This is a genomic window from Allobosea sp. GW821-FHT09G06 (assembly GCF_059416005.1).
Genome location: NZ_JBWKOI010000004.1, coordinates 106,475 through 130,421 on the forward strand (window position 1 = coordinate 106,475; position 23,947 = coordinate 130,421).

Below are 23,947 nucleotides of genomic sequence, written 5' to 3' on the forward strand. Positions count from 1 at the left end.
ACAAAGGGGAAAGCGATGACAAAGCTGTCGCGACGTCAATTCGGCATGGCCGGCCTTGCGCTGGCGGGCGTATCCCTGGCGGGGGCCTTGCCGGCCTCAGCCCAGCAGCTCAAGGGTGGGAGGCTGCGCGTCGCCGTGCTGAGCGAGCTGGCGAATTACGATCCGCAGCAGCTCTCGACGGTGAATTTCCACGTCATCAAGAACCTCTATGACAGCCTGATCGAATACACGCCGGAGGGGAAGCCGGAGCCGAGCCTGGCGACGGAATGGGCTATCGCCGCCGACAAGAAATCCGTCACGCTGAAGCTGCGCAGCGGCGTGACCTTCCAGAGCGGCACGCCGTTCAAAGCGGATTCCGTGCTGGCGACCCTGCAGAAGGGCGCCGATCCCAAGCGCGGCAAGAACGTCTTCCCGACGATGTCGATCGTCAAGGACTGGTCGGCGCCGGACGATGCGACGGTGACGATCAATTTCAAGGCGTCGGTGCCCGAGCGCCAGATCCTCGACCTCCTGCAATTCCTGATCCCGATCGACCCCAAGGGCATCGACACGGTCGAGACCGTGCCGGCCGGCACCGGGCCCTATACGCTGGTCAACCGCGCCGTCGGCCAGAGCCTGACGCTCAAGGCCAATCCAAAATACTGGCGCGAGAAGCAGCCGATCGTACAGGACCTCGTCTTCACCGTGTTCAGCGAAGATGCGTCCGCCAGCGCGGCGCTGGAATCGGGCGCGGTCGACATCGTCTATAACGGCTCCTCGCGCAGTGCGGTACGGCTCAAGAATGCCGGTTTCCAGGTCTTCGCCGGGCCGGGGCCATTGGTGCAGGTCTTCCGCATCAACTCGACGCGCGGACCGTTCCGGAACAAGGCGTTCCGGCAGGCCTTCAATCATCTGATGGACCGGCCGAGCATCCTGCGCGTCGGCTATGCCGGCATGGGCAAGGTCGTGGCGCTGCCCTGGGCGCCGGCGAGCCCGGCCTATGACGAGAGCTACAACGCGACCTATGCCTATGACCTGGAGAAGGCGAAGAAGCTGATCGCCGCTTCCGGCCTTTCCGCCGACGAGATCAAGAACTGGAAGCTGCTGGTGAACGGCAGCGACGAGTCGTCGGTGGCGATCAGCCAGATCGTGCAGGGCTCGCTGCAGAAGATCGGCATCCCCGTCGAGCTCGACATGCGGCAGGGCGCGGAATACGTCACCGCGCTGCTCGGCGGCGATTTCGCGGCGACCTTCGGCGCCGTCGGCAATGTCCAGAAATTCCCGTCGCGCGTCGCCACCAACTCGATCTACCGCACTTCGGGCAATCCGGTCCTGAAGGACCCGCATCCGCATCCCGACTATGTCGCGGCGATCGCCCGGGTCGATGCCGCCTCGGGCGGAGCGGCCGAGGTCAAGGCGGCCTATGACAACCTCAACAAGGTCATGGTCGAGGAGGCCTTTGGCATCCCGACCAATTCCTACGATGTCGGCCTGATCGTCGCCTCCGACAAGATCGGCGGCGTGACGCTCGATATCGACAACCTCTTCGTCGCCCGCACCATCGGCTTCAAATGATGCGGCCTAACGGCGCCGGGCGGCGCGAGCGCGGCGCCCGGCGATGACGGAGACGCTTGCCCGGATCAAGGGATTGCTGCGCCGGCTGCTGGCCCGGCGCGGCGCCGCCCTGGGGCTTGGCTTCCTCGCGCTGGTAGCGCTCGCGGCGGGTTTCGCGACCGTGTTGCCCTTCGATCCGCTGTCGCAGAGCGTGGCGGCCTCGCTACTGCCGCCCTCGGCCGAGAACTGGTTCGGCACCGACGAACTCGGCCGCGATATCCTGGCGCGCGTCATCTATGGCGCGCGGACCTCGCTTTTGACTGCGGTCGGCGCGGTTGTGATCGCGGCGCTCATCGGTGTGCCGATCGGGCTCGCCGCCGGCTTCTACGGTGACTGGCGCGATTCCCTGCTGATGCGCTGCATCGACGTGCTCTTGGCGCTGCCGAACATCCTGTTCGCGATGGCGCTGATCGCGGTGCTCGGGCGCAGCCAGGGCGCGGCGCTGATCGCGGTCGGCATTGCCGGCATTCCGGGCTTCGCCCGCATCGCGCGGGCGCAGGTCATGGCCCTGCGCCAGCTCGATTTCGTCACGGCGGTGCGCGCCTTCGGTGGCAGCCCCGGCTACATCATGTTCCGGACGATCCTGCCCAACGCCTTGAGCCCGTTGGTGGTGCAGGCGATCGTGCTGGCCTCCATCGCGATCCTGCTGGAGGCGGCGCTCGCCTTCCTCGGGGTCGGCGTGCCGCCGCCGACCCCGAGCTGGGGCGAGATGCTGCGTACCGGGAAATCCTATCTCTACGAGGCGCCGACCTATGCGGTGCTGCCCGGCATCGTGCTGACGCTGACGATCCTGTCGCTCGACACGATCGGCCGGGCGCTGACCGCGATCCTCGACCGCGACGAGACGGATGCCAGCGGCGAGACCATCGGGGGCCGGCGATGACGGGATATGTCCTGCGCCGTCTGTTCCAGATGCTGCCGGTGCTGTTGCTCGCTTCCTTCGCGATCTTCGCGATGATCTATGCGGTGCCGGGCGGGCCGGTCGCGGTGATCGTCGGCGAGAATGCCGGGCCGGAAGAGATCGCCGCCGCGATCCAGCGTTACGGGCTCGACCGGCCGATGGTGGTGCAATACGCGGATTGGCTCGGCCGCGCGGCGATGGGCGATTTCGGGCTCTCGCTGCACAGCCGCCAGCCGGTGTTGCAACTGATCGGCGAGCGCCTGCCGGCAACCTTGCAACTCGCGCTCGCCGCGATCTTCGTCGCGCTCGTCATCGGCATCCCCGTCGCGATCGCGAGCGCCGTGAAGGCGAATTCCTGGCTCGATCGCCTGCTCAGCGGCTGGAGCGCGCTGGCGCTCGGCGTGCCGACCTTCTGGCTCGGCATCCTGCTGATCCTGCTCTTCGCGGTGGAATTGCGCTGGCTGCCCTCGGCCTCGCGCCATGTCCCGTTCTGGGAATCGCCGGTCGATGCGCTGCGCAGCCTCGCGCTGCCGGCGATCACGCTCGGCACCTATGTCTCGGGCATCCTGGCGCGGTTCCTGCGGGCGTCGCTGATCGGCGAGGCGCGGGCCGATTATGTCCGCACGGCGCGTGCCAAGGGCGTGCCGGAGAACCGCATCGTCGGCTTCCACATCATGCGCAACGCGCTCCTGCCCTTCGTCACCATCGTCGGCCTGATGATGGCGAACTTCATCGGCGGCGCCGTGGTGACCGAGGCGGTCTTCACCTATCCGGGCCTCGGGCGCCTGCTGATCCAGGCGATCAGCACCCGCGACTACCCGCTGATCCAGGGCTGCATCCTGGTGATCCTGGTCGCGTACATGCTGATCAACCTCACGGTCGACATGCTCTATGCCTGGATCGACCCGCGGATCGAATACCGATGAGCGCCTTAGCGCAGATCAGCCGTAGGCCGCGAGCCGAGATGGGTCGAGATGCCCGTCGCGACCTCGCGCAGGCGCGTGCCGACCTTGGCCGCCAGCGAATGCGGCATCCGCATCAAGGGCGCGGAGACGCTGAGCGCCGCGACGGGATAGCCGTTATCGTCGAGGATCGGCACGCCGACGCACATCGCGCCGTCCTCGTTCTCGCCCATCTCCGTGGCATAGCCGGTGCGCGCGACCTGCCGGAGCTGCCGCTCGATCTCCTCGCGCTCCAGCAAGGTACGGCCGGTGCGCTCGGTCAGCGGCAGGTCGAGCTGCCGCTGGCGCTCAGCGTCGGGGAGGAAGGCGAGGATCGCCTTGCCGAGCGCGGTCGAATGCATCGGGTGGCTTTCGCCGATGCGGGCCTGCATCCGCAGCGAACGATTGGCCTCGATCAGGTCGATATAGACGACGGTGCCGTTGCCCTTCACGGCGAGGTTCACGGTTTCGTTGAACTCCTGCATCAGTTCGATCATCGCAGGCCGCGCCAGCTCGCGGACCTTGCTGACGCTGGCATCGGCGCGGGCGATGGCGCGCAATTGCGGCCCGAGATTGTAGCGGTCGGTCGCGCGGTTGTGGTCGAGGAAGCCGGCGGCGGTCAGTGTCTGGAGATAGCGGAAGGTCGTCGTCTTCGGGATCTTGAGTTCCTTGCTGACGGCCGTGAGCGCGATCTCGTGGCCGTGACGCGCGACCAGTTCCAGCACCTTCAGAGCCTTCATGACCGGCTGCACGACATAGGGATTGTCGGTTCTCTTAGGCATGGCCGCTCCGGTGGTCGGGCTCGCTCGAGAGCCAGGATGGCCAAGGTCAATGAATTCCGCAAGGCGAAACCGCTGTTCCTTTACGCGGAGTAAGCGGTCTGGTGAGGTCGAGGCAACAGCAGGAGGCAACGCAATGACAGGCAAGGACAGCCAGCAGGCGGGCGCCCTGCGCTTCGACGAATCCGCCCGGCAGATCGCGGCGAATGCGCGCTTCATCGCCGGCGGCGTGAACAGCAATTTCCGGCTGGGCATGCAGCCCGGGCCGCTCGTCTTCGAACGCGGCGAGGGCGCCTATCTGATCGATGTCGATGGCAACCGGATCATCGACTATTACTGCGGCATGGGCGCGACCATGCTCGGCCATACGCCTGCGCCGGTGATAGAGGCCGTGAAGCGGCAGGCCGAGAAGGGCATCCTCTTCGCCGGGCAGATGCCGGTCGAGGCGGAAGCGGCGCAACTGATCTGCGAGCGCATTCCCTCGGCCGAGCGTTTGCGCTTCGGCTCGTCGGGCTCGGAGGTGGCGCAGGCGGCGATGCGATTAGCGCGTGCGGCCACGGGCAAGCGGACCATCGTCAAGTTCGAGGGGCATTATCACGGCTGGTTCGACAATATCCTGTGGTCGACGGCACCGGGGCTGAACGCGGCAGGTCCCGAGGACGCACCGACGCCGGTGATTGGCAGCAAGGGCCAGGAGCCGGAAGCGGGCGAGGGGCTCTCGATCCTCGGCTGGAACGACCTCCCGGCGCTGGAAGCCCGGCTCGCCAAGGGCGATGTCGCCGCCGTGCTGATGGAGCCGGCGATGTGCAACCAGGGCGCCATCGCGCCTGCGCCGGGCTATCTGGAAGGCGCGCTCGCCGCCTGCCGCAAGCATGGCGCGATCCTAGTCTTCGACGAGGTCATCACCGGCTTCCGGCTCGGGCGCGGTGGGGCGCAGGAGCGCTTCGGCGTCACACCCGACCTCACCCTCATGGCCAAGGCGATCGCCAACGGCTTCCCGGTCGCGGCGATCGCGGGCCGGGCCGACCTGCTCGACCTCTTCGCCGACGGCGTGCTGCATGGCGGCACCTTTAATGCCCAGCCGGTGGCGATGGCGGCGCTCGTCGCGACCCAGAAGGCGCTGACGCCGGAGCATTATGAGCGCAGCTCCATCCACGGCCAGCGCCTGCAGGACGGCATTCGAACGATCCTGAAGGAAGCGGGCATCAAGGCGCAGGTCGCCGGCTTCCCGCTGATGTTCCACGTCGCCTTCGGGCTCGATGCGCCGGCGCGGAACTACCGGGATGTCGCGCGCGCCGACAAGGTCGCCTATAGCCGCTTCGCCCATGAACTGCTGAAGCGCGGCGTGCGCGTGCTGGAGCGCGGCGCCTGGTTCGTGTCGTCGGAGCACGATGCTGCGGTGGTCGATGCGACGCTGGCGGCGGTCAGGGATGCAGCGCGGGCGGTGGCTTAGCGGTTCAGGCCTCTCCTGTTGTCATTCCGGGGCTTCGCGCAGCGAAGAACCCGGAACCCACGACTGGGCGAGCGGCTCATAACGTGGCGTTGAATGTTCCACCCAGTCGTGGGTTCCGGGTTCGCGCCTGCGGCGCGCCCCGGAATGACAAAGGGGTTCGTCATGCGCCTCGTTCCTGCATGCAGCATGCGCGCTGCCATTGACCGCGCCGCGTACCGTACCGGATAGTTCGCTCTGAGAGGGAGCGAACAGAGATGCCGCAGCCGAGACCGTCCACCGCGCTTGCCGGGCTCAAGGTGCTGGACCTGACGCGGGTGCGGGCCGGGCCGACCTGCGTGCGCGTTTTCGCCGATTTCGGGGCCGATGTGATCAAGGTCGAGAGCCCGCCGGGGCTCGATCCTAACGAGAACATGAGCGGCCCGCGCCTCGGCTACGACATGCAGAACCTGCATCGCAACAAGCGCTCGCTGGCGCTCAACCTCAAGACGCCCGAGGGCAAGGCGATCCTGATGAAGCTCGTCGACGAGGCCGATCTCGTCGTCGAGAATTTCCGGCCGGACGTAAAGGAGCGGCTCGGGCTCGATTTCGAGACGCTGCATGCGCGCAATCCGCGTCTGATCCTCGTTTCGATCTCCGGCTTCGGCCAGTCCGGCCCGTACCGGACGCGCGCCGGCTTCGACCAGATCGCGCAAGGCATGGGCGGGATGATGTCGGTGACCGGCTTGCCGGGGCAGGGACCGGTGCGGGCTGGAATCGCGCTCGCCGATTCCTCGGCCGGGCTCTATGGCGCGGTCGGCGCGCTGGTCGCGCTGCAGGAGCGGGCGGTCTCGGGGCGGGGGCAGTGGGTGCAGACCTCGCTGCTCGAAGCGCAGATCGCGATGATGGATTTCCAGGCCGCGCGCTATCTCGTCGAGGGCTCGGTGCCGCCGCAATCCGGCAACGACCATCCCTACCAGACGCCGATGGGCGTCTACCGGACGCGCGACGGCGCGATCAATCTCGGCGTCGGTGGCGAGGAGCAGTGGCGCTCCTTCTGCCGCGCGATCGGGCGGCCGGACTGGGGCACCGATGCGCGCTATGACAGCACGGAGAAGCGCTTCGCCCGCCGGCCGGAATTGCGCGAGCTGATCGAGGAAATCTTCGCGGCAGCGGACAGTGCCGACTGGCTGGAGGCGATGGAGAACAACAGCGTACCGGCCGGGCCGATCTATGCGGTCGACGAGATGTTCGAGGACCCGCAGGTGCGCCATCTCGGCATCGCCAAGCCGGTGAGCCATCCCGAGCTCGGCGATATCCGCCTGATCGGCCAGCCGGTGACGCTGTCGCGCACGCCCGCCGATGTCGCGACGCCGACGCCTGCGGCCGGCGCGCATAATGACGAGATCCTGGCCGATCTCGGCTATGACGAAGCCGGGCTCGCGCGCTTGCGGGCCGACGGCGTGATCTGACGGAGACCCGCGTGAACGACGAAATCCTGTATGCGGTCGAGGGCGGGGTCGGCATGATCACGCTCAACCGGCCCCAGGCGCGCAACGCGCTGACCTTCGCCATGTATGAGCGCATCGCCGAAATCTGCCGCGCCCCGGCGGCGCATGGCGATCCGCGCGTCATCGTCATGACCGGGGCGGGCGACAAGGCCTTCGCGGCGGGCACCGACATCGCCCAGTTCCGCGCCTTCTCCAGCGCCGAGGATGCGCTGGCCTATGAGGAGCGGATCGAGACCGTGATCGGCACGATCGAGAGCTGCCCGGTGCCGACGCTGGCTGCGATCTCCGGCGCCTTCACCGGCGGCGGCGCGGCGATCGGGCTCGCCTGCGACCTGCGCATCGCGACCACGAGTGCGCGCTTCGGCTTCCCGATCGCGCGGACGCTCGGCAATTGCCTGTCGATGGAGAATTACGGGCGGCTCTACGCCATTCTCGGCCCGGCGCGGGTCAAGGACATCGTCTTCACCGCCCGGCTGGTCGAGGCGGAGGAGGGCGCGCGGATCGGCCTCTATAACGAGCTGGTGCCGGATCATGAGGCGCTGATGCGGCGAGCCGGCGAACTGGCACAGACCATCGCCGGCCATGCGCCCCTGACCATGCGTGCGACCAAGGAAGCGATGCGCCGCCTGACGACTGCGACCGCTGCGGGCATCGACGGCCACGATCTCGTGACGCTCTGCTACACCAGCGCCGATTTCCGCGAGGGGATGGAGGCGTTTCTTGGGAAGCGGACGCCGAACTGGAAGGGCAGGTAGCTCCTCCAGATTTTCATCGGAACCACGCCGTCATCCCGGGCGGAGCGAACCGGAGACCCGGGATCCATTCCGGAGCGCTCCCGATGAAGGTTCCGGCATGGATCCCGGATCGGCGCCGCTTCGCGGCTTGTCCGGGATGACCCGCGTTTGTGTTTTGAGCGTCATGCTCGCCCTTGTGGCGAGCATCCACGTCATGAACACTCCATTGCATGACTGAAGACGTGGATGGTCGGGACGAGCCCGACCATGACGGCGAGGGTCGCTCAGTCCGCCTTCCCCAATTGCCCGAGTTCGTGCAGCAGGGCCGCGCCCGTGCGCAGGCCGCTGTAGAAGCAGTCCAGCGTCATGTTCTCATTGGGGGCGTGGTTGGCCTCGTCGTGATTGGCATAAGGCGTCACGAAGGCGGGGATGCCCAAAATCTTGGTGAAGACGTAGTTCGGCAGGCTGCCGAACCCGGCCGGGATCAATAGCGGCTCCTCGCCCTGAGCCGCCACGAAGGCGCGGCGCAGCGGCGCGGTATAGGGCGAGGCGATCGAGGTCTTGGAGGGCTGCATGCCCTTCTCCTCGGCGATGAACTCGACCTCCGGCGCGTGCTTTTCGACGTGAGCCCGGACCTTGCGCAGGATGTCCTCCGGGTCCTGCGCCTCGACGAGGCGGATGTCGCATTTCACCAGCGCCTCGTTCGGCAGCACGGTCTTGGTGCCCGGCCCGCCATAGCCGCCATGGAAGCCGTTGATGGTCAGCGTCGGCCGGAAGCAGAGGCGCTCGTAGAAGGGCCGGTTCGCAGGCGCATCGAGGCGGGTGAGGCCAACGCCCTTCTTGAAGGCCTCGATGTCGAGCGGCAGGCGCTCGACCGCCTCCAGCTCCTCCGCCGTCGGCGGCTCGATGTCGTCATGCAGGCCCTCGATGGTGATCTCGCCTTCGGGGTTCTTCATCGTCGCGAGCAGATGGACCAGCGTCCAGATCGGGTTCGGCACGACGCCGCCGAAATTGCCGGAATGGACGTCGCGGCTGGCATGGCGGCAGCGCAGGTCGAAGGAGACGACGCCGCGCGAGCCGAACTTGATGGTCGGCGCGCCGCTGGCATGGCGCGGGCCGTCGGCGGTGACGGCGAGATCGGCCTTGAGCAGATGCGGGTTGGCGCGGACGAAACCGGCGATGTTCGGGCTGCCGATCTCCTCCTCGCCCTCAAGGACCAGGATCACGTTGCAAGGCAATTCGCCATGGACCTTGAGATGGGATTCGATCGCGAGGATCTGGGCGAAATGCTGGCCCTTGTTGTCGCCGACGCCGCGCGCATAGAGCCGGCCGTCGCGGATCGTCGGCTCGAACGGGGGCGAAACCCATTTGTCGAGCGGGTCCGGCGGCTGGACGTCGTAATGGCCGTAGAGCAGGACGGTCGGCTTGCCCGGCGCCTTCTCCCAGCGCGCGACGACGACCGGATGACCTTCGGTCGGAATCAGGCTGGTTTCGAGGCCGATCTCGGTCAGCAGGTCGACGAGCAGGACGCCGACCTCGGCGATGCCGATGTTCTCGGCGCTGATGCTGGGATGGCGCAGATACGCGATGAGGCGGTCGAGGAAGGCGCTGCGGTTGGTCTCGATATGGTCGAAGACCGCGGCGAGTGCGTCTGAGGAAGCCATAGCCATGCCTGACAGGAGAGGAATCCGTGCCGCCCGCCGAGCGGGGGGCGCAAGCGGCGGCCGTGCGGCCACCGAAGGCAACCTAGACGCGGGTTCTGCGGTGCTCAAGCGCGGTCAGGGCTGTTGCGGCGACTGGCTGCCTTGCGATTTTCGCTGGGCAGTTTGCGGCTTGTATTGTTCTTGTTTTGTTCTAAAATCGCTTGATGCAGCTCGTTCTCGACCTTGGCGGTGGGCGAGAGTTTCGGCCGCGAGAGGGTGGCCGCCCGGCCCGCTATTTCTTCGCGCTCCTTCCGGATGCGGAAGCGCGGCTGCGGATCCACCAATTGGCAGGTGAGTTGAGCGTGCGGCTTCGCGCCTCGGGCGAGCTGCGCGGGGCGGACAAATATCATGTGACCTTGCGAGGCATCGCTGCCCCTGATGGCCCGTTCGGGCAGAACATTGCGATGGCGCGCACGGTCGCCGGCGCGATCCGAAAGACGTCTTTTGCCGTCATGTTCGATCAGGTCGCAAGCTTCGGAGCGGCGCCGAATTACGCATTCTCGCTGATGACCCGAGAGGACTTGCCGGGGGCCAACGGCTTGTCCGGCACACTCCTCGACGCGTTGCGGCGCACTGGACTCAAGGTCGACGGGTCGAGCTTCCAGCCGCATGTAACGCTCTTCTACGACCGGAGTCGTCGGGAGCCGATCGATCTGCCGGAGCTGCGCTGGCAGGTGCGTGAATTCGTGCTGATCGAAAGCATCGACCGCAGGCCCTATCAGATTCTGGGCTCCTGGCCGCTCGGCTGACCTCCATGCAGCCGTGCAAGGCCGGTTTGCGGCAATCGGGCTCCCGCGCCGTTGCTTTGGGCGCGGCCGGCTCTATCGTTCCCGGCCGAAGCCTCATCCGATTCAGACGGAGCCTTTCATGGCCGATCTCTCTGCCTTTTCGATCACCAAGCGCTGGCCCGCAGCGCATCCCGACCGCATCCAGCTCTATTCGCTGCCGACGCCGAACGGCGTGAAGGTCTCGATCGCGCTGGAGGAGCTGGAGCTGCCCTACGAGCCGCATCTCATCGATATCGGCAAGAACGAGACCTGGGGGCCGGAATTCCTATCGCTGAACCCCAACGGCAAGATCCCGGCGATCATCGATCCCAACGGTCCTGACGGAAAGCCGTTCGGCCTGTGGGAATCCGGCGCGATCCTGCTCTATCTCGCCGAGAAGACCGGCAAGCTCCTGCCGAAGGACCCTGCCGCCCGCTACGAGACCATCCAGTGGGTGTTCTTCCAGATGGCGGCGATCGGCCCGATGTTCGGCCAGCTCGGCTTCTTCCATAAGTTCGCCGGCCGCGAATACGAGGACAAGCGTCCGCGCGACCGCTATGCCAGCGAGAGCAAGCGCCTGCTCGGCGTGCTGGAGAGCCGGCTCGCCAGCCACAGCTGGATCATGGGCGACGACTACAGCATCGCCGATATCGCGATCCTCGGCTGGGTGCGCAACCTCGTCGGCTTCTACGACGCGGGCGGGCTCGTCGACTACGCGAAGCTGACCCATGTGCCGATCTGGCTGGAGCGCTGCCTGTCGCGTCCGGCCGTGCAGCGCGGCCTCGACAGCCCGAAGCGCCCGGCCTGAGCGCCGGCCACTGCTCTGGTCCAGCCCCGAGGGACTATTCGGGTTGGGCCGGAGGCAGCTTCTGCAGGGTGTGCACGGCGATGCCGCCCTGCGCCAGCCGCTCGCGGCCGCCGAGGCCTTCGAGCTCGAAGACGAAGAGCGCATGCGTGCAGCGTGCGCCCAGCCGGCGGAGCAGTTGCGCCGTCGCCAGCGCGGTGCCGCCGGTCATCAGGCAATCGTCGATGATCGCGACCTCGCGCCCTTCCAGTGCCTGGCCTTTCGACAGCGCGATGCCATTGCCGAGCTCGTAATTGGCCGCGAGGCTGCGGACGACATCGGCGCGGATCGAGCCGACCTTGCGGATATCGATGAAGCCGAGGCCGTTGCGCAGCGCCAGCGCGCCGGCGAAGCCCAAGCCGCCGATATCGATGCCGGCGAGGAGGTCGATCTCCTTGTCGAGACCGGCCGAGAGAGCGTCGCAAGCCGTCCGCATCCAGCGGGGATCGCTGGTGAAGGTCGTGGCATCGGGAAAGTCGACGCCGGGGACGGGATGGTTCTTCCAGCGCCGATGGGGAAAAGCCGGGCTATCCGGCATTTTTGGCTCGGAGGCTGAAGCGGTATCCATGCTAATCCCTGCCTGTATCCGGCGCTGCCGCCCGCCCTGTCATGCCTGTCTGCCGCCCGGCAGACCGTGATGACAGCCGGGCAGCGGATGCCGAGCAGCTTCACGGGGTTCGGACGACGGCATGACGATCACGATCTACGGCATCAAGAATTGCGACACGATGAAGAAGGCGCGCGTCTGGCTCGACGGCCACGGCGTCGCGGTCGCCTTCCACGACTACAAGGCCAGCGGGATCGACAAGGCCTCGCTTGAGCGCTGGGTCAAGGAGCACGGCTGGGAGACGGTGCTGAATCGCGCCGGCACGACCTTCCGCGCACTGCCTGACGAGGAGAAGCAGGGGCTCGATGCCGGGAAGGCGATCGCGCTGATGCTGGCGCAGCCCTCGATGATCAAGCGGCCGGTGCTTGACCTCGGCAAAGGCAAGACGATCGTCGGCTTCAAGCCGGATATCTACGAGGCGGCGGTCGCGAAGGGCTGAAGCCCGCGCATGACGGGGCGGAACGGCCATCCGGCGCGCGGGTCTCTTCCCTAAACCGGCGCGCTGTTCTACCTCGCAGGCCATGACCGCACAGCCCCAAGCCACGCAGCCCGAGATCGCTGCCACACCCGAATTCACCTTCAAGGTCGCCGCCCGTGACGGCGCCGCGCGAACCGGTGCGATCAGCATGCCGCGCGGCGTCATCCGCACGCCGGCCTTCATGCCGGTCGGCACCGCCGCGACCGTGAAAGGCATGTATCCCGAGCAGGTGAGGGCGCTCGGCGCCGATGTCGTGCTCGGCAACACCTATCACCTGATGCTGCGGCCGGGCGCCGAGCGCGTCGCAAAGCTCGGCGGCCTGCACAAGTTCATGAACTGGCCCCACCCGATCCTGACCGATTCCGGCGGGTTCCAGGTGATGTCGCTCGCCAATCTCCGCAAGCTGACCGAGGAGGGCGTGACCTTCCGCTCGCATATCGATGGCTCGAAGCATGTGCTGACGCCCGAGCGCTCGGTCGAGATACAGAACCTCCTCGGCTCCGACATCGTCATGCAACTCGACGAATGCGTCGCGCTGCCCTGCGAGGAGAAGGTCGCGGAAAAGGCCATGCGGCTGTCGCTGCGCTGGGCCGAGCGCTGCAAGGTGGCGTTCGGCGACCATCCGGGGCGGGCGCTGTTCGGCATCGTGCAGGGCGGGGACGTGCCGCATCTGCGCGTCGAGAGTGCGCGCGAACTCGCCGCCATGGACCTCAAGGGTTATGCGGTCGGTGGGCTGGCCGTCGGCGAGCCGCAGGACGTCATGCTGGCGATGATAGAGACGGTCGAGCCGCATCTGCCGCAGGAGAAGCCGCGTTACCTGATGGGCGTCGGCACGCCCGACGACATCGTGAAATCGGTGGCGCGCGGCATCGACATGTTCGATTGCGTGATGCCGACGCGCGCCGGCCGCCACGGCCAGATCTTCACGCGCTTCGGCCGGATGAACCTCAAGAACGCCAAGCACGCCGAGGACCCGCGCCCGGTCGATGCGCAGTCCTCCTGTCCGGCCGCCAATAGCTGGTCGCGTGCCTATCTGCACCATCTCGTCAAGGCCGAGGAGATGCTCGGCAAGATGCTGCTGACCTGGGTGAACCTCGCCTATTACCAGGACCTGATGGCGGGCCTGCGCGCCGCGATCGCCGCCGGGCGGCTCGAGGATTTCATCGCCGAGACCCGCGAAGGCTGGGAAAGGGGCGAGCCGGCTTGAGCACGGGCCTCGCCCTGCTGCCTCTCAAGATGGCGCTCGCGGCCTCGGTGGTCGTGAGCTGCTCGATGCTGGCCGAGCGGGCCGGGCCATTGATGGCGGCGATGATCGCGACCCTGCCGATCTCGCTCGGGCCTGTCCTCGTCTTCCTCGCGCTCGACCATGGCCCTGACTTCATCGCGGGCGCCGCGCTCGGCACGATGAACGCCAACGCGACCCATGCCAGCTTCGTGCTGAGCTATGTCCTGCTCGCACAGCGCCATGAGGTGGTCGTCTCCCTCGGAGGGGCGTTGGCGATCTGGACGGTGCTCCTGCTGCTTTTGCGCAGCATGGCCCTGTCGGTCGTGCCGCTCACGGTGCTGACGGTGCTCGCCCTGTCGGTCGTGCATGTGCTCGTGCGGCCCTATCTCAAGGTGCGCGCCAAGCCCCCGGCCGGAATCTCGCGCTATGCCATTCCGATCCGCGCCGCCTGCGTCGCGGCGCTGGTCGGCATCGTGACCGGCCTCAGCGAGCGCGTCGGGCCGCAATGGTCCGGCATCCTCGCCGGCCTGCCGATCATCCTGTCGAGCCTGATCATCATCCTGCACCTGCGGGCCGGCGGCCCGGCCGCGGCGGCCGTCATCGGCAGCAGTGCGCTTGGCCTGCTCGGCGCCGGCCTGGGGCTGGCGGCGGTGCATCTCGCCGCCGTGCCCTGGGGCTCATGGACGGCGCTGGGGCTAGGCCTCGCCATCGCGGTTCTGTGGAACCTGATCCTGCTCGGGCTGGCGCGCCGGGCGGCGCCATGACGCCACGAACAGGCCGCCGATGATCAGCACGATGCCGACGAGCTGAAGCGAGGACGGAATCTCGCCCAAAGCGGGGATCGCGAGCAGCGTGCCGGTGACCGGGATCAGCGGCGGAAAGCGCCCGACCACGGACGGCCCCAGCACATGGGCGGCCCAGCCCCAGACCCAGAGCCCGACGATGACGTTGAGCACGCCCTGATTGAAGCCGTGCAGCGCCAGCACCCACCAGGGCGCGACGTCGAAGCCGCGGAAATAGAACAGGAAATAGATCGGCAGATAGACCAGCGACAGGACCGAGACGATCGCCGTCGCCTTCAGGCCGTCGATCTGCCAGCGCTGGATCATCAGGGGGTAGAAGCCCCAGAGCAGGCCGACGCCGAGGAAGCAGAGATCGCCGCGCAGCGTCATGGCGTTCGCGCCGGCGCTGCCGGCGATGCCGAGGCAGATCAGGCCGGCGAGCACGCCCGCGACGCCGATCATCAATCGCCCGGTCAGGGCGGCGCCGAACATCACGACCGAGCCGATGATGCCGATCAGCGTCACCGTACCTGGTCCGATCGTGGCGCCATGGGCGGCGGGCGCCATCGTCAGGCCGGTCAGCATCAGATAGGTCATCGGGAAGCCGCTGCTCAGCGTCAGCCAGAGGCCGCGCTTCCAGCCGACGCCGCCGCAGGAGGCCAGGCCTCGCCGCAGGAAGATCGGCAATAGCAGCAGGCCGGCGGTGGCGAAGCGCAGCGCCATCAGGTCATGCTGGGTCAGCCCGTTCAGGACGGCATGGCGGCTGATGACGAAGTTGGAGCCGTAGATCAGCACGGCCAGCAGCATGCCCAAGGCCGCGAGGCGCTTGCGGCGGCGCACCCTCGCATCCGTGTCGAGCATGGCGGCGGGGGTGATCTGATCCATCTCCCTTCTCTAACGCCGCATCGTCCGAGCCGTTACGGGGCAGTACGCATGGCGTCCGCGCGTGCGGCGGCAGACCGTATTTGCGCCCCGTTTCGGCCCCGCTGGCGCCCAGACGCACCGGCTTCCTTGCATCGCAACATGCAAGGGGCGCAGCAATGCGGAGCGCAACCGATGCCGACAGATTCTGATTTTCCCGTGCCGACCATGATGGTGGCGCGATTGGGGAGCGATCTCCTGCTCACGCTGGGCGTCGCCACGGCGACAGCGCTGCTCGTGATGGTGCCGACGCTCATGTCCGATGCGGCGCCCGATCGCGCCAAGGCGCCGAGCTTGACCTTGCTGCGCGACGGCAAGCTCACGGATCGGCTGGCGGAGTTTGCATCAGGGAGCGAGGACGGTTTCTCGGAGGAGCGTCTGCTGACGCCAGCCGCGCTGGTGATGCCGATGGCGCTCGTCTGGCCCGAGCCGGGTGACTGGACCTCGCCGCGGGCAATTATTGCTCAAGCGAAGGCGCCGGCTGCAGCCAGCGCCGCCGCGCTGCCGCCGCGCCGTCTGGTGGCGCTGTCCGAGAAGAAGGGGCAGGGGCCGGGAGCGCCGCTTGTGATCTTGCCGCCAGTGGCGATGGTCACCGTGGACCGGGCGGAAGCATCGGGCGGCGAGGCCGGCGATTCATCCCTGCGGCAGTACGTTGTGGCGCCGGCGATGAAGGTCGTCGATGTCGTATCCGGCGCGGCCGGGAGCGTGCAGGCGGCAGGATCATGGACCCTGACGCAGGCGAACGGCCTGCTGCCGCGCTGGTGAGCGCGGCAGCTTGAAGGCTTTCGATCAGGCCAGAGCCTTCAGCGCGTTGCGGCCGGCATAGACGGCCTGCGCGCCCAGCTCTTCCTCGATGCGCAGGAGCTGGTTGTACTTCGCGGTCCGGTCCGAGCGGGCGAGAGAGCCGGTCTTGATCTGCCCGCAATTCGTCGCGACGGCGAGGTCGGCGATGGTCGAATCCTCGGTCTCGCCCGAGCGATGCGACATCACGGCGGTATAGCCGGCGCGCTGCGCCATCTCGACGGCGGCGAGCGTCTCGGTCAGCGAGCCGATCTGGTTGACCTTGACCAGGATCGAGTTCGCCGTCTTGGTCTTGATACCCTGCGACAGGCGGGTGACGTTGGTGACGAAGAGATCGTCGCCGACGAGCTGGCACTTCGAGCCGACGAGATCGGTCAGCGCCTTCCAGCCCTCCCAGTCATCCTCGGCCATGCCGTCCTCGATCGAGACGATCGGGTAGTTGCCGACGAGCTTGGCGAGATATTTGGCCTGGGCCTTCGGATCGCGCGTCTTGCGCTCGCCCTCGTAGACGTAAGCGCCGTCCTTGAAGAATTCGGTCGCGGCGCAGTCGAGCGCCAGCGCGACGTCCTCACCCGGCTTGTAGCCAGCGGTCTCGATCGCCTGCATGACGAAGTCGAGCGCGGCCTCGGCCGACTTGATGTTCGGGGCGAAGCCGCCCTCGTCGCCGACATTGGTGTTGTGGCCGGCGTCGTGCAGCTTCTTCTTCAGGGTGTGGAAGATCTCCGCGCCCATGCGCAGGCCTTCGGCGAAGGAGGTCGCGCCGATCGGCATGACCATGAATTCCTGGAAGTCGATCGGGTTGTCGGCATGGGCGCCGCCATTGACGATGTTCATCATCGGCACGGGCAGAACGCGGGCCGAGGTGCCGCCGACATAGCGGTAGAGCGGCAGGCCCGACGCCTCGGCTGCGGCCTTGGCGACGGCGAGCGAGACGCCGAGAATGGCGTTGGCGCCGAGCTTCGACTTGTTGGGGGTACCATCGAGCTCGATCATGGTCTGGTCGATCGCGGTCTGGTCCTCGGCGTCCATGGCGACGATCGCTTCGGCGATGGCTACGTTCACCGCCTCGACCGCCTTGAGCACGCCCTTGCCGAGATAGCGCGACTTGTCGCCGTCGCGCAGCTCCACCGCCTCATGCGCGCCGGTCGAGGCGCCGGAGGGAACGGCGGCGCGGCCCATCGAGCCGTCTTCCAGCACGACATCGACCTCGACCGTCGGGTTGCCGCGGGAATCGAGGATCTGGCGTCCGATGATGTCGATGATCGCGGTCATGGCAGGCTCCGGAAGAGGCGGGGCGGGATGGATAGGGCGCTTCTAGCCAAGAGCCTGCCGCGGGGAAAGCCTCAATCGGCGGTTCGCGACGGTACGGCAGCGGTTCGATGGCGCGGGGCTTGCGGATTGTCCGGGCATCCACACGCTTCGTCCCATCGGGAAACGATCATGTTCCAGACCATGCCTAACCGCCGCCGGCCTTCACTCACCTCTGTCCTGTTCTGGTCCGGCCTCACCGTCCTGTGGTGGGCGGGGCTTTGCCTCGTCGCGGGGCGGCCGGTCTGGTTCTGGTAGGTCTTCCGGCTCGTCGGGCAGGCCGAGATAGCTGCCGAGCATGAAACCGGCCTGCAGCGCGAAGAGATAGCCGATCCAGACGAGGACGACGAAGAGGCCGAACTCGCCGCGGAAAATCCACGCCGGAAAGACGACGAGCGTGACCGCGGCGCTGGCAAGAATGATTGCCGGATAGCCATGGGACAGGCCGATCAAAAGGCCGATCAGGAATAATATGCCGGCAATGATCATATAGTTCGGTCTACACTTCCGATTTCGCGAAATCGAAGTAGAGCGTACCGCTCGATCACGCAAACAAGCGTGTGGAAGATCGAGAAATATTTAAGAAAACTACCGAAGTTAATTGCTTAAAGTTTTAGTGTTGTCTCAAGTTGTTGTTTTATATTTGATTGGAGGCCGTTTGTTCCGGCTTGCGGTGCGCCGGGCCTGCCTCTTTCCGCCAGCTCAAGCGGCGCGGCGCCGGTGGCAGTTCCCAGACCGGCCGGAGATGCTCTAGAACCCCGCCCAAATGCAGGAGCATCCCATGACCATCGACGCCTCGACCTTGCAGCTCGGCCAGAGCAGCGCCTTGCCCGCCTCGCCGGAGGAGGCGCGGCTCGACCGCGTGCCCAATCCGCATGCCGGCACGAACTATCTCGCCCGTTTCACCTGCCCGGAATTCACCTCGATCTGCCCGGTCACCGGCCAGCCCGATTTCGGCATCCTCGTGATCGACTACCTGCCGGGGCAATGGCTGGTCGAGTCGAAGTCGCTGAAGCTCTATCTCGGCTCGTTCCGCAATCACGGCGCCTTCCACGAAGATTGCACCGTCTCGATCGGCAAGACGCTGGTCGATCTGCTGGAGCCGGAATGGTTCCGCATCGGCGGCTACTGGTATCCGCGCGGCGGCATTCCGATCGACGTGTTCTGGCAGACGGGCGAGCCGCCGAAGGGCCTCTGGCTGCCGGACCAGGGCGTCGCGCCCTATCGCGGGCGGTGAGTCTTATCGTTCTCGCTTGACGTTCTGCGTCATGCCCGGGCTTGACCCGGGCATCTCCCGATCGAGATTCTCGGGTCAAGCCCCGAGAATGACGCCTTCGACCTGCGGCCTGCGCCTCAGGTTCGCGTGCCCAATGGAGGGAGCACGCGCGGGGTCACGATACCCAGCGTGCCGATGGTGATGCCGAAGACGACCAGCGCCAGCTGCGGGCCGAGCAGATGCAAGAGCGCGCCCATGATCAGCGGTCCGGTCGCATGGCCCATGAAGAAGAAGCAGGCGAACAGCGCCATGGCCGAGCCGCGTGCCGTCGGCGCCAGTTCCGTCGCCTGGGCCTGGAAAGTGCCGTGCATCAGGAAGAAACCGAAGCCGGTCACCAGGAAGATGCCGATCGCGCTCCACCACGGGCCTGGAATGATGAAGGCGAAATAGCTCAGCGCCACGGCGAGCCCGCCATAGCGCATCATCTGGCGCGGGCCGACGCGCTCGACGAGGATGCGGGTGAGGAGGCCATAGACCAGGCCGCCGAGCCCCATCGCACCGATGGCGAGCCCGGCCTCGGAGGCGCCGACGCCGGAGCGCTCGTGCAGGATCGCGGCGATGAAGGGCTGCAATCCGAAAACGAAGGCGCCTTCGATCATGACGAGCAGATAGAGCAGCTTGCTGCGCGGGTTGGCGAAGACGGCCTTGTAGCTCGTGATCGCGCCGGCAAGGCTTAAGGGAGGCCGTGCGGCGTCCGGCCGGGGCTTGAGCACGAGCCGCACCAGCAGGGCGCCGCCCGCCGCGAGAAGCCCGGCAATGACCAGCACGGCGCGCCAGCCGATATGGTCGGCGACGAGGCCTGAGAAGGTCGCGCCCGCCATCTGGCCGATGATCATGATGACGAGGAAGCGGCCGAGCATGATTTGCCGCTCGGCCATCGGGGCGCGGTCGCCGATCGCGGCCATCGCGGCCGGGATGATGCCGCCGGCCATGACGCCGCCGAGCGCGCGCAGCACGAGCAGCATCCAGAAATCCGTCGCGAAGGCGGCAAGGATCGAGAGAACGCACAAAGCCGCGAGGCAGGTGGCGATGCTGCGCAGCTTGCCGACCGAGTCGGCGATCGGGCCGAGGAAGGGCTGGCCCAGCGCGTAGCAACTGGCGAAGGCGGTCACCAGGAAGGCGATCTGATGGACGCTCTGGCCGAACTCGCCGGCGAGCGTTGGCACCAGCGGATCGATCAGCCGCATGGTGAAGGTCGAGGCGAAACCGCAGAGCCCGAGGACCGGGATCAGGGCCCCCAGATTGTCGCCGGGAGCCTTGGCGGGTTCAGACATAGGCGAGCGCCGCCGGGGCCGTCCGCGATTTGGCGAGGCGGTCGAAGCCCTGCAATTCGGCGATCAGGCCCTTGAACTCGGAAAGCGGCACCATGTTGGGGCCGTCCGAGGGCGCCTTGTCGGGATCGGGATGGGTCTCGATGAAGAGGCCGGCGACGCCGACGGCGACCGCCGCGCGCGACAGCACCGGCACGTATTCGCGCTGGCCGCCGGTCGAGGCGCCCTTGCCGCCGGGCTGTTGCACCGAATGGGTGGCGTCGAAGATCACGGGCGCGCCGATCTCGGCCATGGTCGGCAGGGCACGCATGTCGGAGACCAGCGTGTTGTAGCCGAAGGAGGCGCCGCGCTCGGTCAGCATCACGTTCGGGTTGCCGCTCTCGGTCACCTTGGCGGCGACATTGACCATGTCCCAGGGCGCGAGGAACTGGCCCTTCTTGACGTTGACGACGCGGCCGGTCTTCGCGGCGGCGACGAGCAGGTCGGTCTGGCGGCAGAGGAAGGCCGGAATCTGGAGGATGTCGACGATTTCCGCCACGGGCGCGCATTGGTCGACCTCGTGCACGTCGGTCAGGACCGGCAGGCCGGTGCGCTCGCGAATCTCGGCATAGACGGGCAGGGCCGCCTTCATGCCGATGCCGCGGGCGCCCTTGACGCTGGTGCGGTTGGCCTTGTCGAAGGAAGCCTTGAAGACGAGGCCGATATTCAGCTCCTCCGCAATTTGCTTGAGCGCCAGCGCGCATTCGAGCGCGTGGTTGCGGCTTTCCATCTGGCAGGGGCCGGCGATCAGGGCGAACGGCAGCGCATTGCCGAAGCGCACGGGGCGGGCGAGATTCTCGCCGATGGTCACGATGGCGTTGGGAGTCATGGCGGCGTCCTTGTCCAGCGGGCTGCCGGGCTTAAGTCCGCCGGTACGGCCGGGTCAAGTCAGGGCAGCCCTGCGGTGAGCTTATAGATGGGGCTCGCTTGCGAACGGGCTGGCGAAGCGGGAGCGAGGTCTGTAAATTCGCAAGCGAAGCACTATCTCGATTGGCGATGCAGGATCGGATGTGGATACGGCGCGGACGGAAATGATGCAGTCAGGCCAGGACAAGGCAAGGCAGGCAGGGCGTCCGGCGCGGGCCGGCGATGGGCTGATCATGGCCGATCGTCCCAAGCGCGGCCAGCCGCCGAACGATGGCGGCGGGCGCGAAGGCAACGGGCGCGAGGGCAGCGGCACCGCCGTCCTCACCCGGACGCGGACGCGCAAGCCCAATCTCTATCGCGTCCTGCTGCTCAACGACGACTACACCCCGATGGAGTTCGTCGTTCACGTTCTGGAGCGGTTCTTCAACAAGGACCGCTCCGAGGCCACGCAGATCATGATGCATGTGCATCAGAACGGCGTCGGCGAATGCGGCGTCTTTACCTACGAAGTCGCCGAGACCAAGGTTACGCTCGTCATGGATCTGGCGCGCAAGCACATGCATCCGCTGCAATGCGTGATGGAGAAAAAGTAGCCTTGGGTCATCGAGTTCTTTTGGAAATCAGATAGGAGCGCGCCCCTTGCCGAGTTTCTCGCGCAGCCTCGAACAGGCGCTTCACCGGGCTCTGGCCCTCGCCAATGAGCGCCGTCACGAATACGCCACCCTTGAGCACCTGCTGCTTGCGCTGGTCGATGACCAGGATGCGGCCGCGGTGATGCGCGCCTGCAGCGTCGATCTCGACCTGCTCAGGCGCAATCTCGTCGACTATATCGACGCGGAGCTGACCAATCTCGTCACCGACGGACGTGACGATTCCAAGCCGACCGCCGGCTTCCAGCGCGTCATCCAGCGGGCGGTTATCCATGTCCAGTCCTCGGGCCGCGAGGAGGTGACCGGCGCCAATGTGCTCGTCGCGATGTTCGCCGAGCGCGAGAGCCACGCCGCGTACTTCCTGCAGGAGCAGGACATGACCCGCTACGACGCGGTCAACTATATCAGCCACGGCATCGCCAAGCGCCCCGGCGCGAGCGAAAGCCGGCCCGTGCGCGGCTCCGAGGAGGAGGGTGAGCCGCAGCGCGAGCAGCGCTCCGAACAGGGCCAGGCCGAGGACAAGGACAAGAAGAAAAAGGAAAGCGCGCTCGACGCTTACTGCGTCAACCTCAACCGCAAGGCGAGGGACGGGCGCATCGATCCGCTGATCGGCCGCGAGGCCGAGGTGCAGCGCACGATCCAGATCCTGTGCCGCCGCCAGAAGAACAATCCGCTGCTGGTCGGCGACCCCGGCGTCGGCAAGACCGCGATCGCTGAGGGCCTCGCCCTCAAGATCACGCGCGGCGAGGTGCCCGAGGTGCTGGAGGACGCGACCGTCTTCTCGCTCGACATGGGCACGCTGCTCGCCGGCACGCGCTATCGCGGCGATTTCGAGGAACGCCTCAAGCAGGTGATGAAGGAGATCGAGCAGCACCCGAAGGCGATCATGTTCATCGACGAGATCCACACGGTGATCGGTGCCGGTGCGACCTCGGGCGGCGCGATGGACGCCTCGAACCTGCTGAAGCCGGCGCTGGCCTCGGGCTCGCTGCGCTGCATCGGCTCGACCACCTACAAGGAATACCGCCAGTATTTCGAGAAGGACCGGGCGCTGGTGCGCCGCTTCCAGAAGATCGACGTCAACGAGCCGTCGGTGCCGGATACGATCGAGATCCTGAAGGGGCTGAAGCCCTATTTCGAGGAGTTCCACAAGCTGCGCTACACCAACGACGCCATCAAGGCGGCGGTGGAGCTTTCGGCGCGCTACATCCATGACCGCAAGCTGCCGGACAAGGCGATCGACGTGATCGACGAGACCGGCGCCTCGCAGATGCTGGTGACCGAGTCGAAGCGCAAGAAGACGATCGGCGTGAAGGAGATCGAGGCGGCGATCGCGACCATGGCGCGCATCCCGGCCAAGACCGTCTCCAAGGACGATGCCGAGGTGCTGCGCAATCTCGAGACGACGCTCAAGCGCACGGTCTACGGGCAGGAGAAGGCGATCGAGGCTTTGTCCTCCTCGATCAAGCTCGCCCGCGCGGGCCTGCGCGACGGCGAGAAGCCGATCGGCTGCTATCTCTTTGCGGGCCCGACCGGCGTCGGCAAGACCGAGGTCGCGCGCCAGCTCGCCTCCTCGCTCGGGGTCGAGCTGATCCGCTTCGACATGTCCGAATATATGGAGCGCCACACCGTCTCGCGATTGATCGGCGCGCCTCCCGGCTATGTCGGCTTCGACCAGGGCGGCCTGCTGACCGACCAGATCGACCAGCATCCGCATAGCGTGCTGCTGCTCGACGAGATCGAGAAGGCCCATCCCGACCTGTTCAACATCCTCCTGCAGGTGATGGACCACGGCAAGCTGACCGACAATAACGGCAAGCAGGTCGATTTCAGGAACGTCATCCTGATCATGACCACCAATGCCGGCGCCGCCGACATGGCCCGCAACGCCTATGGCTTCACCCGCACCAAGCGCGAGGGCGACGACACCGAGGCGATCAACAAGCTGTTCGCGCCGGAATTCCGCAACCGGCTCGATTCGGTCATCTCCTTCGGCCATCTGCCGAAGACGGTGGTCGCTCGTGTCGTCGACAAGTTCGTGCTCCAGCTCGAAGCGCAGCTCGCCGATCGCAACGTCACGATCGAGCTCTCGGACGAGGCGCGCGAATGGCTGGTCGAGAACGGCTATGACGAGGCGATGGGTGCCCGGCCGATGGCGCGGCTGATCCAGCAGACGATCAAGACGCCGCTCGCCGACGAGGTGCTGTTCGGGCGCCTGAAGAACGGGGGCGCGGTCAAGGTCGTCGTCGTTCAGTCCGAGACCGGCATCAAGGTGCTCGGCCTCGAATTCCCGGACGGGCCGGCCAAGCCCAAGCCGGAGAAGGATGTCGAGGCCGCGACCGCCAAGCGGGAGCCGAAGCCGCGCGCGAAAGCTGCGGCTGCCGGCAAAACGGCCAAGACTCCGCCGCGGCGAGCGCCTAAAGGTGGCGGAACTCCGGATGGGACGGGTGGCGCGCCGAAGGCCTCGGCCAAGGGCGTCCGCACCGTGCCGAAGGTTCCGCTGACGAAGGCCTGAGAACG

At 66.8% G+C, this 23,947-nt stretch carries 23 protein-coding genes; 15 read left to right on the top strand and 8 right to left on the bottom strand.

Features of this window, described 5'->3' with window-relative positions:
- The first annotated feature begins 15 nt into the window (after nt 1-15).
- The 3 genes from AC07NY_RS19735 to AC07NY_RS19745 are packed head-to-tail and all read left to right on the top strand — an operon-like array spanning nt 16 to nt 3,420.
- A complete protein-coding gene (locus tag AC07NY_RS19735) occupies nt 16-1,554 on the top strand; it encodes an ABC transporter substrate-binding protein (RefSeq protein ID WP_494585219.1) in 1,539 nt (512 codons plus the stop codon).
- 43 nt (nt 1,555-1,597) lie between these two features.
- Entirely contained in the window at nt 1,598-2,476 is an 879-nt protein-coding gene (locus AC07NY_RS19740) for an ABC transporter permease (RefSeq protein WP_494585220.1), read from the top strand.
- Nucleotides 2,473-3,420, top strand: a complete 948-nt coding sequence (locus tag AC07NY_RS19745; protein ID WP_494585221.1) for an ABC transporter permease — start codon at nt 2,473-2,475, stop codon at nt 3,418-3,420. The genes AC07NY_RS19740 and AC07NY_RS19745 overlap by 4 nt, the downstream gene beginning before the upstream one ends.
- A 5-nt stretch (nt 3,421-3,425) precedes the next feature.
- Here the strand turns inward: AC07NY_RS19745 and AC07NY_RS19750 are convergent, their stop codons facing one another.
- Complete coding sequence (locus AC07NY_RS19750) at nt 3,426-4,217, bottom strand: IclR family transcriptional regulator (RefSeq protein ID WP_494585222.1); 792 nt, start codon at nt 4,215-4,217, stop codon at nt 3,426-3,428.
- A 133-nt stretch (nt 4,218-4,350) separates the two neighbouring features.
- Between AC07NY_RS19750 and AC07NY_RS19755 the strand changes: the two genes are divergently transcribed.
- The 3 genes from AC07NY_RS19755 (at nt 4,351) to AC07NY_RS19765 (ending at nt 7,909) form a co-directional block, all read left to right on the top strand.
- Complete coding sequence (locus AC07NY_RS19755) at nt 4,351-5,667, top strand: aspartate aminotransferase family protein (protein WP_494585223.1); 1,317 nt, start codon at nt 4,351-4,353, stop codon at nt 5,665-5,667.
- A 254-nt stretch (nt 5,668-5,921) separates the two neighbouring features.
- Nucleotides 5,922-7,115, top strand: a complete 1,194-nt coding sequence (locus AC07NY_RS19760) for a CaiB/BaiF CoA transferase family protein (RefSeq protein WP_494585224.1) — start codon at nt 5,922-5,924, stop codon at nt 7,113-7,115.
- A gap of 11 nt (nt 7,116-7,126) precedes the next feature.
- Nucleotides 7,127-7,909 carry an enoyl-CoA hydratase/isomerase family protein gene (locus AC07NY_RS19765; RefSeq protein ID WP_494585225.1) on the top strand — a complete coding sequence of 261 codons (783 nt, stop codon included), beginning with the start codon at nt 7,127-7,129 and terminating at the stop codon, nt 7,907-7,909.
- A 263-nt stretch (nt 7,910-8,172) separates the two neighbouring features.
- Here the strand turns inward: AC07NY_RS19765 and AC07NY_RS19770 are convergent, their stop codons facing one another.
- Complete coding sequence (locus tag AC07NY_RS19770) at nt 8,173-9,552, bottom strand: M20/M25/M40 family metallo-hydrolase (RefSeq protein WP_494585227.1); 1,380 nt, start codon at nt 9,550-9,552, stop codon at nt 8,173-8,175.
- 203 nt (nt 9,553-9,755) lie between these two features.
- On the opposite strand from AC07NY_RS19770, the gene AC07NY_RS19775 reads away from it, so the two are divergent.
- Together AC07NY_RS19775 and AC07NY_RS19780 are read left to right on the top strand one after the other, a co-directional pair.
- A complete protein-coding gene (locus AC07NY_RS19775) occupies nt 9,756-10,340 on the top strand; it encodes a 2'-5' RNA ligase family protein (protein ID WP_494585228.1) in 585 nt (194 codons plus the stop codon).
- Nucleotides 10,341-10,458: 118 nt separating this feature from the next.
- On the top strand, nt 10,459-11,166 hold the full coding sequence (locus tag AC07NY_RS19780) for a glutathione S-transferase N-terminal domain-containing protein (RefSeq protein WP_494585229.1): 708 nt from the start codon (nt 10,459-10,461) through the stop codon (nt 11,164-11,166).
- Between the two features lie 34 nt (nt 11,167-11,200).
- On the opposite strand, the gene AC07NY_RS19785 is transcribed toward AC07NY_RS19780, so the two are convergent.
- Nucleotides 11,201-11,770 carry a phosphoribosyltransferase family protein gene (locus tag AC07NY_RS19785; RefSeq protein ID WP_494585230.1) on the bottom strand — a complete coding sequence of 190 codons (570 nt, stop codon included), beginning with the start codon at nt 11,768-11,770 and terminating at the stop codon, nt 11,201-11,203.
- A 121-nt stretch (nt 11,771-11,891) separates the two neighbouring features.
- Between AC07NY_RS19785 and AC07NY_RS19790 the strand changes: the two genes are divergently transcribed.
- From AC07NY_RS19790 to AC07NY_RS19800, 3 genes are all read left to right on the top strand, one after another.
- The gene (locus AC07NY_RS19790; RefSeq protein ID WP_494585231.1) at nt 11,892-12,248 is read left to right on the top strand and encodes an ArsC family reductase; all 357 of its coding nucleotides are present in this window, start codon (nt 11,892-11,894) and stop codon (nt 12,246-12,248) included.
- 82 nt (nt 12,249-12,330) lie between these two features.
- Nucleotides 12,331-13,494, top strand: a complete 1,164-nt coding sequence (tgt, locus tag AC07NY_RS19795; RefSeq protein ID WP_494585232.1) for a tRNA guanosine(34) transglycosylase Tgt — start codon at nt 12,331-12,333, stop codon at nt 13,492-13,494.
- Complete coding sequence (locus tag AC07NY_RS19800) at nt 13,491-14,276, top strand: hypothetical protein (RefSeq protein ID WP_494585233.1); 786 nt, start codon at nt 13,491-13,493, stop codon at nt 14,274-14,276. The genes tgt and AC07NY_RS19800 overlap by 4 nt, the downstream gene beginning before the upstream one ends.
- On the opposite strand, the gene AC07NY_RS19805 is transcribed toward AC07NY_RS19800, so the two are convergent.
- The gene (locus AC07NY_RS19805) at nt 14,208-15,179 is read right to left on the bottom strand and encodes a DMT family transporter (RefSeq protein ID WP_494585234.1); all 972 of its coding nucleotides are present in this window, start codon (nt 15,177-15,179) and stop codon (nt 14,208-14,210) included. The two genes, AC07NY_RS19800 and AC07NY_RS19805, sit on opposite strands and share 69 nt — an antisense overlap.
- Before the next feature lie 171 nt (nt 15,180-15,350).
- Between AC07NY_RS19805 and AC07NY_RS19810 the strand changes: the two genes are divergently transcribed.
- On the top strand, nt 15,351-15,980 hold the full coding sequence (locus AC07NY_RS19810) for a hypothetical protein (protein WP_494585235.1): 630 nt from the start codon (nt 15,351-15,353) through the stop codon (nt 15,978-15,980).
- Nucleotides 15,981-16,004: 24 nt separating this feature from the next.
- Here the strand turns inward: AC07NY_RS19810 and eno are convergent, their stop codons facing one another.
- A complete protein-coding gene (gene eno, locus AC07NY_RS19815; protein ID WP_494585236.1) occupies nt 16,005-17,288 on the bottom strand; it encodes a phosphopyruvate hydratase in 1,284 nt (427 codons plus the stop codon).
- 201 nt (nt 17,289-17,489) lie between these two features.
- Nucleotides 17,490-17,813, bottom strand: a complete 324-nt coding sequence (locus AC07NY_RS19820) for a hypothetical protein (RefSeq protein WP_494585237.1) — start codon at nt 17,811-17,813, stop codon at nt 17,490-17,492.
- 292 nt (nt 17,814-18,105) lie between these two features.
- Here AC07NY_RS19820 and queF point away from each other — a divergent pair, with 292 nt between their 5' ends.
- Complete coding sequence (gene queF / locus AC07NY_RS19825) at nt 18,106-18,561, top strand: preQ(1) synthase (RefSeq protein ID WP_293808740.1); 456 nt, start codon at nt 18,106-18,108, stop codon at nt 18,559-18,561.
- A gap of 116 nt (nt 18,562-18,677) precedes the next feature.
- Here queF and AC07NY_RS19830 read toward each other — a convergent pair whose 3' ends face one another.
- Nucleotides 18,678-19,874 carry an MFS transporter gene (locus AC07NY_RS19830; protein WP_494585238.1) on the bottom strand — a complete coding sequence of 399 codons (1,197 nt, stop codon included), beginning with the start codon at nt 19,872-19,874 and terminating at the stop codon, nt 18,678-18,680.
- Complete coding sequence (kdsA, locus tag AC07NY_RS19835) at nt 19,867-20,739, bottom strand: 3-deoxy-8-phosphooctulonate synthase (protein WP_494585239.1); 873 nt, start codon at nt 20,737-20,739, stop codon at nt 19,867-19,869. The genes AC07NY_RS19830 and kdsA overlap by 8 nt, the downstream gene beginning before the upstream one ends.
- Before the next feature lie 265 nt (nt 20,740-21,004).
- Here kdsA and clpS point away from each other — a divergent pair, with 265 nt between their 5' ends.
- Both clpS and clpA read left to right on the top strand, forming a co-directional pair.
- Nucleotides 21,005-21,370, top strand: a complete 366-nt coding sequence (gene clpS, locus AC07NY_RS19840; RefSeq protein WP_492286620.1) for an ATP-dependent Clp protease adapter ClpS — start codon at nt 21,005-21,007, stop codon at nt 21,368-21,370.
- A gap of 46 nt (nt 21,371-21,416) precedes the next feature.
- Nucleotides 21,417-23,942, top strand: coding sequence for an ATP-dependent Clp protease ATP-binding subunit ClpA (gene clpA, locus AC07NY_RS19845; protein ID WP_494585240.1), 2,526 nt, complete (start codon nt 21,417-21,419; stop codon nt 23,940-23,942).
- Nucleotides 23,943-23,947 lie beyond the last annotated feature (5 nt).

What these genes read in the sequence shown, in the direction of transcription:
- AC07NY_RS19735 (WP_494585219.1), top strand. Translation starts at nt 16, where the DNA reads ATGACAAAGCTGTCGCGACGTCAATTCGGCATGGCCGGCCTTGCGCTG.
- AC07NY_RS19740 (WP_494585220.1), top strand. Translation starts at nt 1,598, where the DNA reads ATGACGGAGACGCTTGCCCGGATCAAGGGATTGCTGCGCCGGCTGCTG.
- AC07NY_RS19745 (WP_494585221.1), top strand. Translation starts at nt 2,473, where the DNA reads ATGACGGGATATGTCCTGCGCCGTCTGTTCCAGATGCTGCCGGTGCTG.
- AC07NY_RS19750 (WP_494585222.1), bottom strand. Translation starts at nt 4,217, where the DNA reads ATGCCTAAGAGAACCGACAATCCCTATGTCGTGCAGCCGGTCATGAAG.
- AC07NY_RS19755 (WP_494585223.1), top strand. Translation starts at nt 4,351, where the DNA reads ATGACAGGCAAGGACAGCCAGCAGGCGGGCGCCCTGCGCTTCGACGAA.
- AC07NY_RS19760 (WP_494585224.1), top strand. Translation starts at nt 5,922, where the DNA reads ATGCCGCAGCCGAGACCGTCCACCGCGCTTGCCGGGCTCAAGGTGCTG.
- AC07NY_RS19770 (WP_494585227.1), bottom strand. Translation starts at nt 9,552, where the DNA reads ATGGCTTCCTCAGACGCACTCGCCGCGGTCTTCGACCATATCGAGACC.
- AC07NY_RS19775 (WP_494585228.1), top strand. Translation starts at nt 9,756, where the DNA reads ATGCAGCTCGTTCTCGACCTTGGCGGTGGGCGAGAGTTTCGGCCGCGA.
- AC07NY_RS19780 (WP_494585229.1), top strand. Translation starts at nt 10,459, where the DNA reads ATGGCCGATCTCTCTGCCTTTTCGATCACCAAGCGCTGGCCCGCAGCG.
- AC07NY_RS19785 (WP_494585230.1), bottom strand. Translation starts at nt 11,770, where the DNA reads ATGGATACCGCTTCAGCCTCCGAGCCAAAAATGCCGGATAGCCCGGCT.
- AC07NY_RS19790 (WP_494585231.1), top strand. Translation starts at nt 11,892, where the DNA reads ATGACGATCACGATCTACGGCATCAAGAATTGCGACACGATGAAGAAG.
- tgt (WP_494585232.1), top strand. Translation starts at nt 12,331, where the DNA reads ATGACCGCACAGCCCCAAGCCACGCAGCCCGAGATCGCTGCCACACCC.
- AC07NY_RS19805 (WP_494585234.1), bottom strand. Translation starts at nt 15,179, where the DNA reads ATGGATCAGATCACCCCCGCCGCCATGCTCGACACGGATGCGAGGGTG.
- AC07NY_RS19810 (WP_494585235.1), top strand. Translation starts at nt 15,351, where the DNA reads ATGCCGACAGATTCTGATTTTCCCGTGCCGACCATGATGGTGGCGCGA.
- eno (WP_494585236.1), bottom strand. Translation starts at nt 17,288, where the DNA reads ATGACCGCGATCATCGACATCATCGGACGCCAGATCCTCGATTCCCGC.
- AC07NY_RS19820 (WP_494585237.1), bottom strand. Translation starts at nt 17,813, where the DNA reads ATGATCATTGCCGGCATATTATTCCTGATCGGCCTTTTGATCGGCCTG.
- queF (WP_293808740.1), top strand. Translation starts at nt 18,106, where the DNA reads ATGACCATCGACGCCTCGACCTTGCAGCTCGGCCAGAGCAGCGCCTTG.
- AC07NY_RS19830 (WP_494585238.1), bottom strand. Translation starts at nt 19,874, where the DNA reads ATGTCTGAACCCGCCAAGGCTCCCGGCGACAATCTGGGGGCCCTGATC.
- kdsA (WP_494585239.1), bottom strand. Translation starts at nt 20,739, where the DNA reads ATGACTCCCAACGCCATCGTGACCATCGGCGAGAATCTCGCCCGCCCC.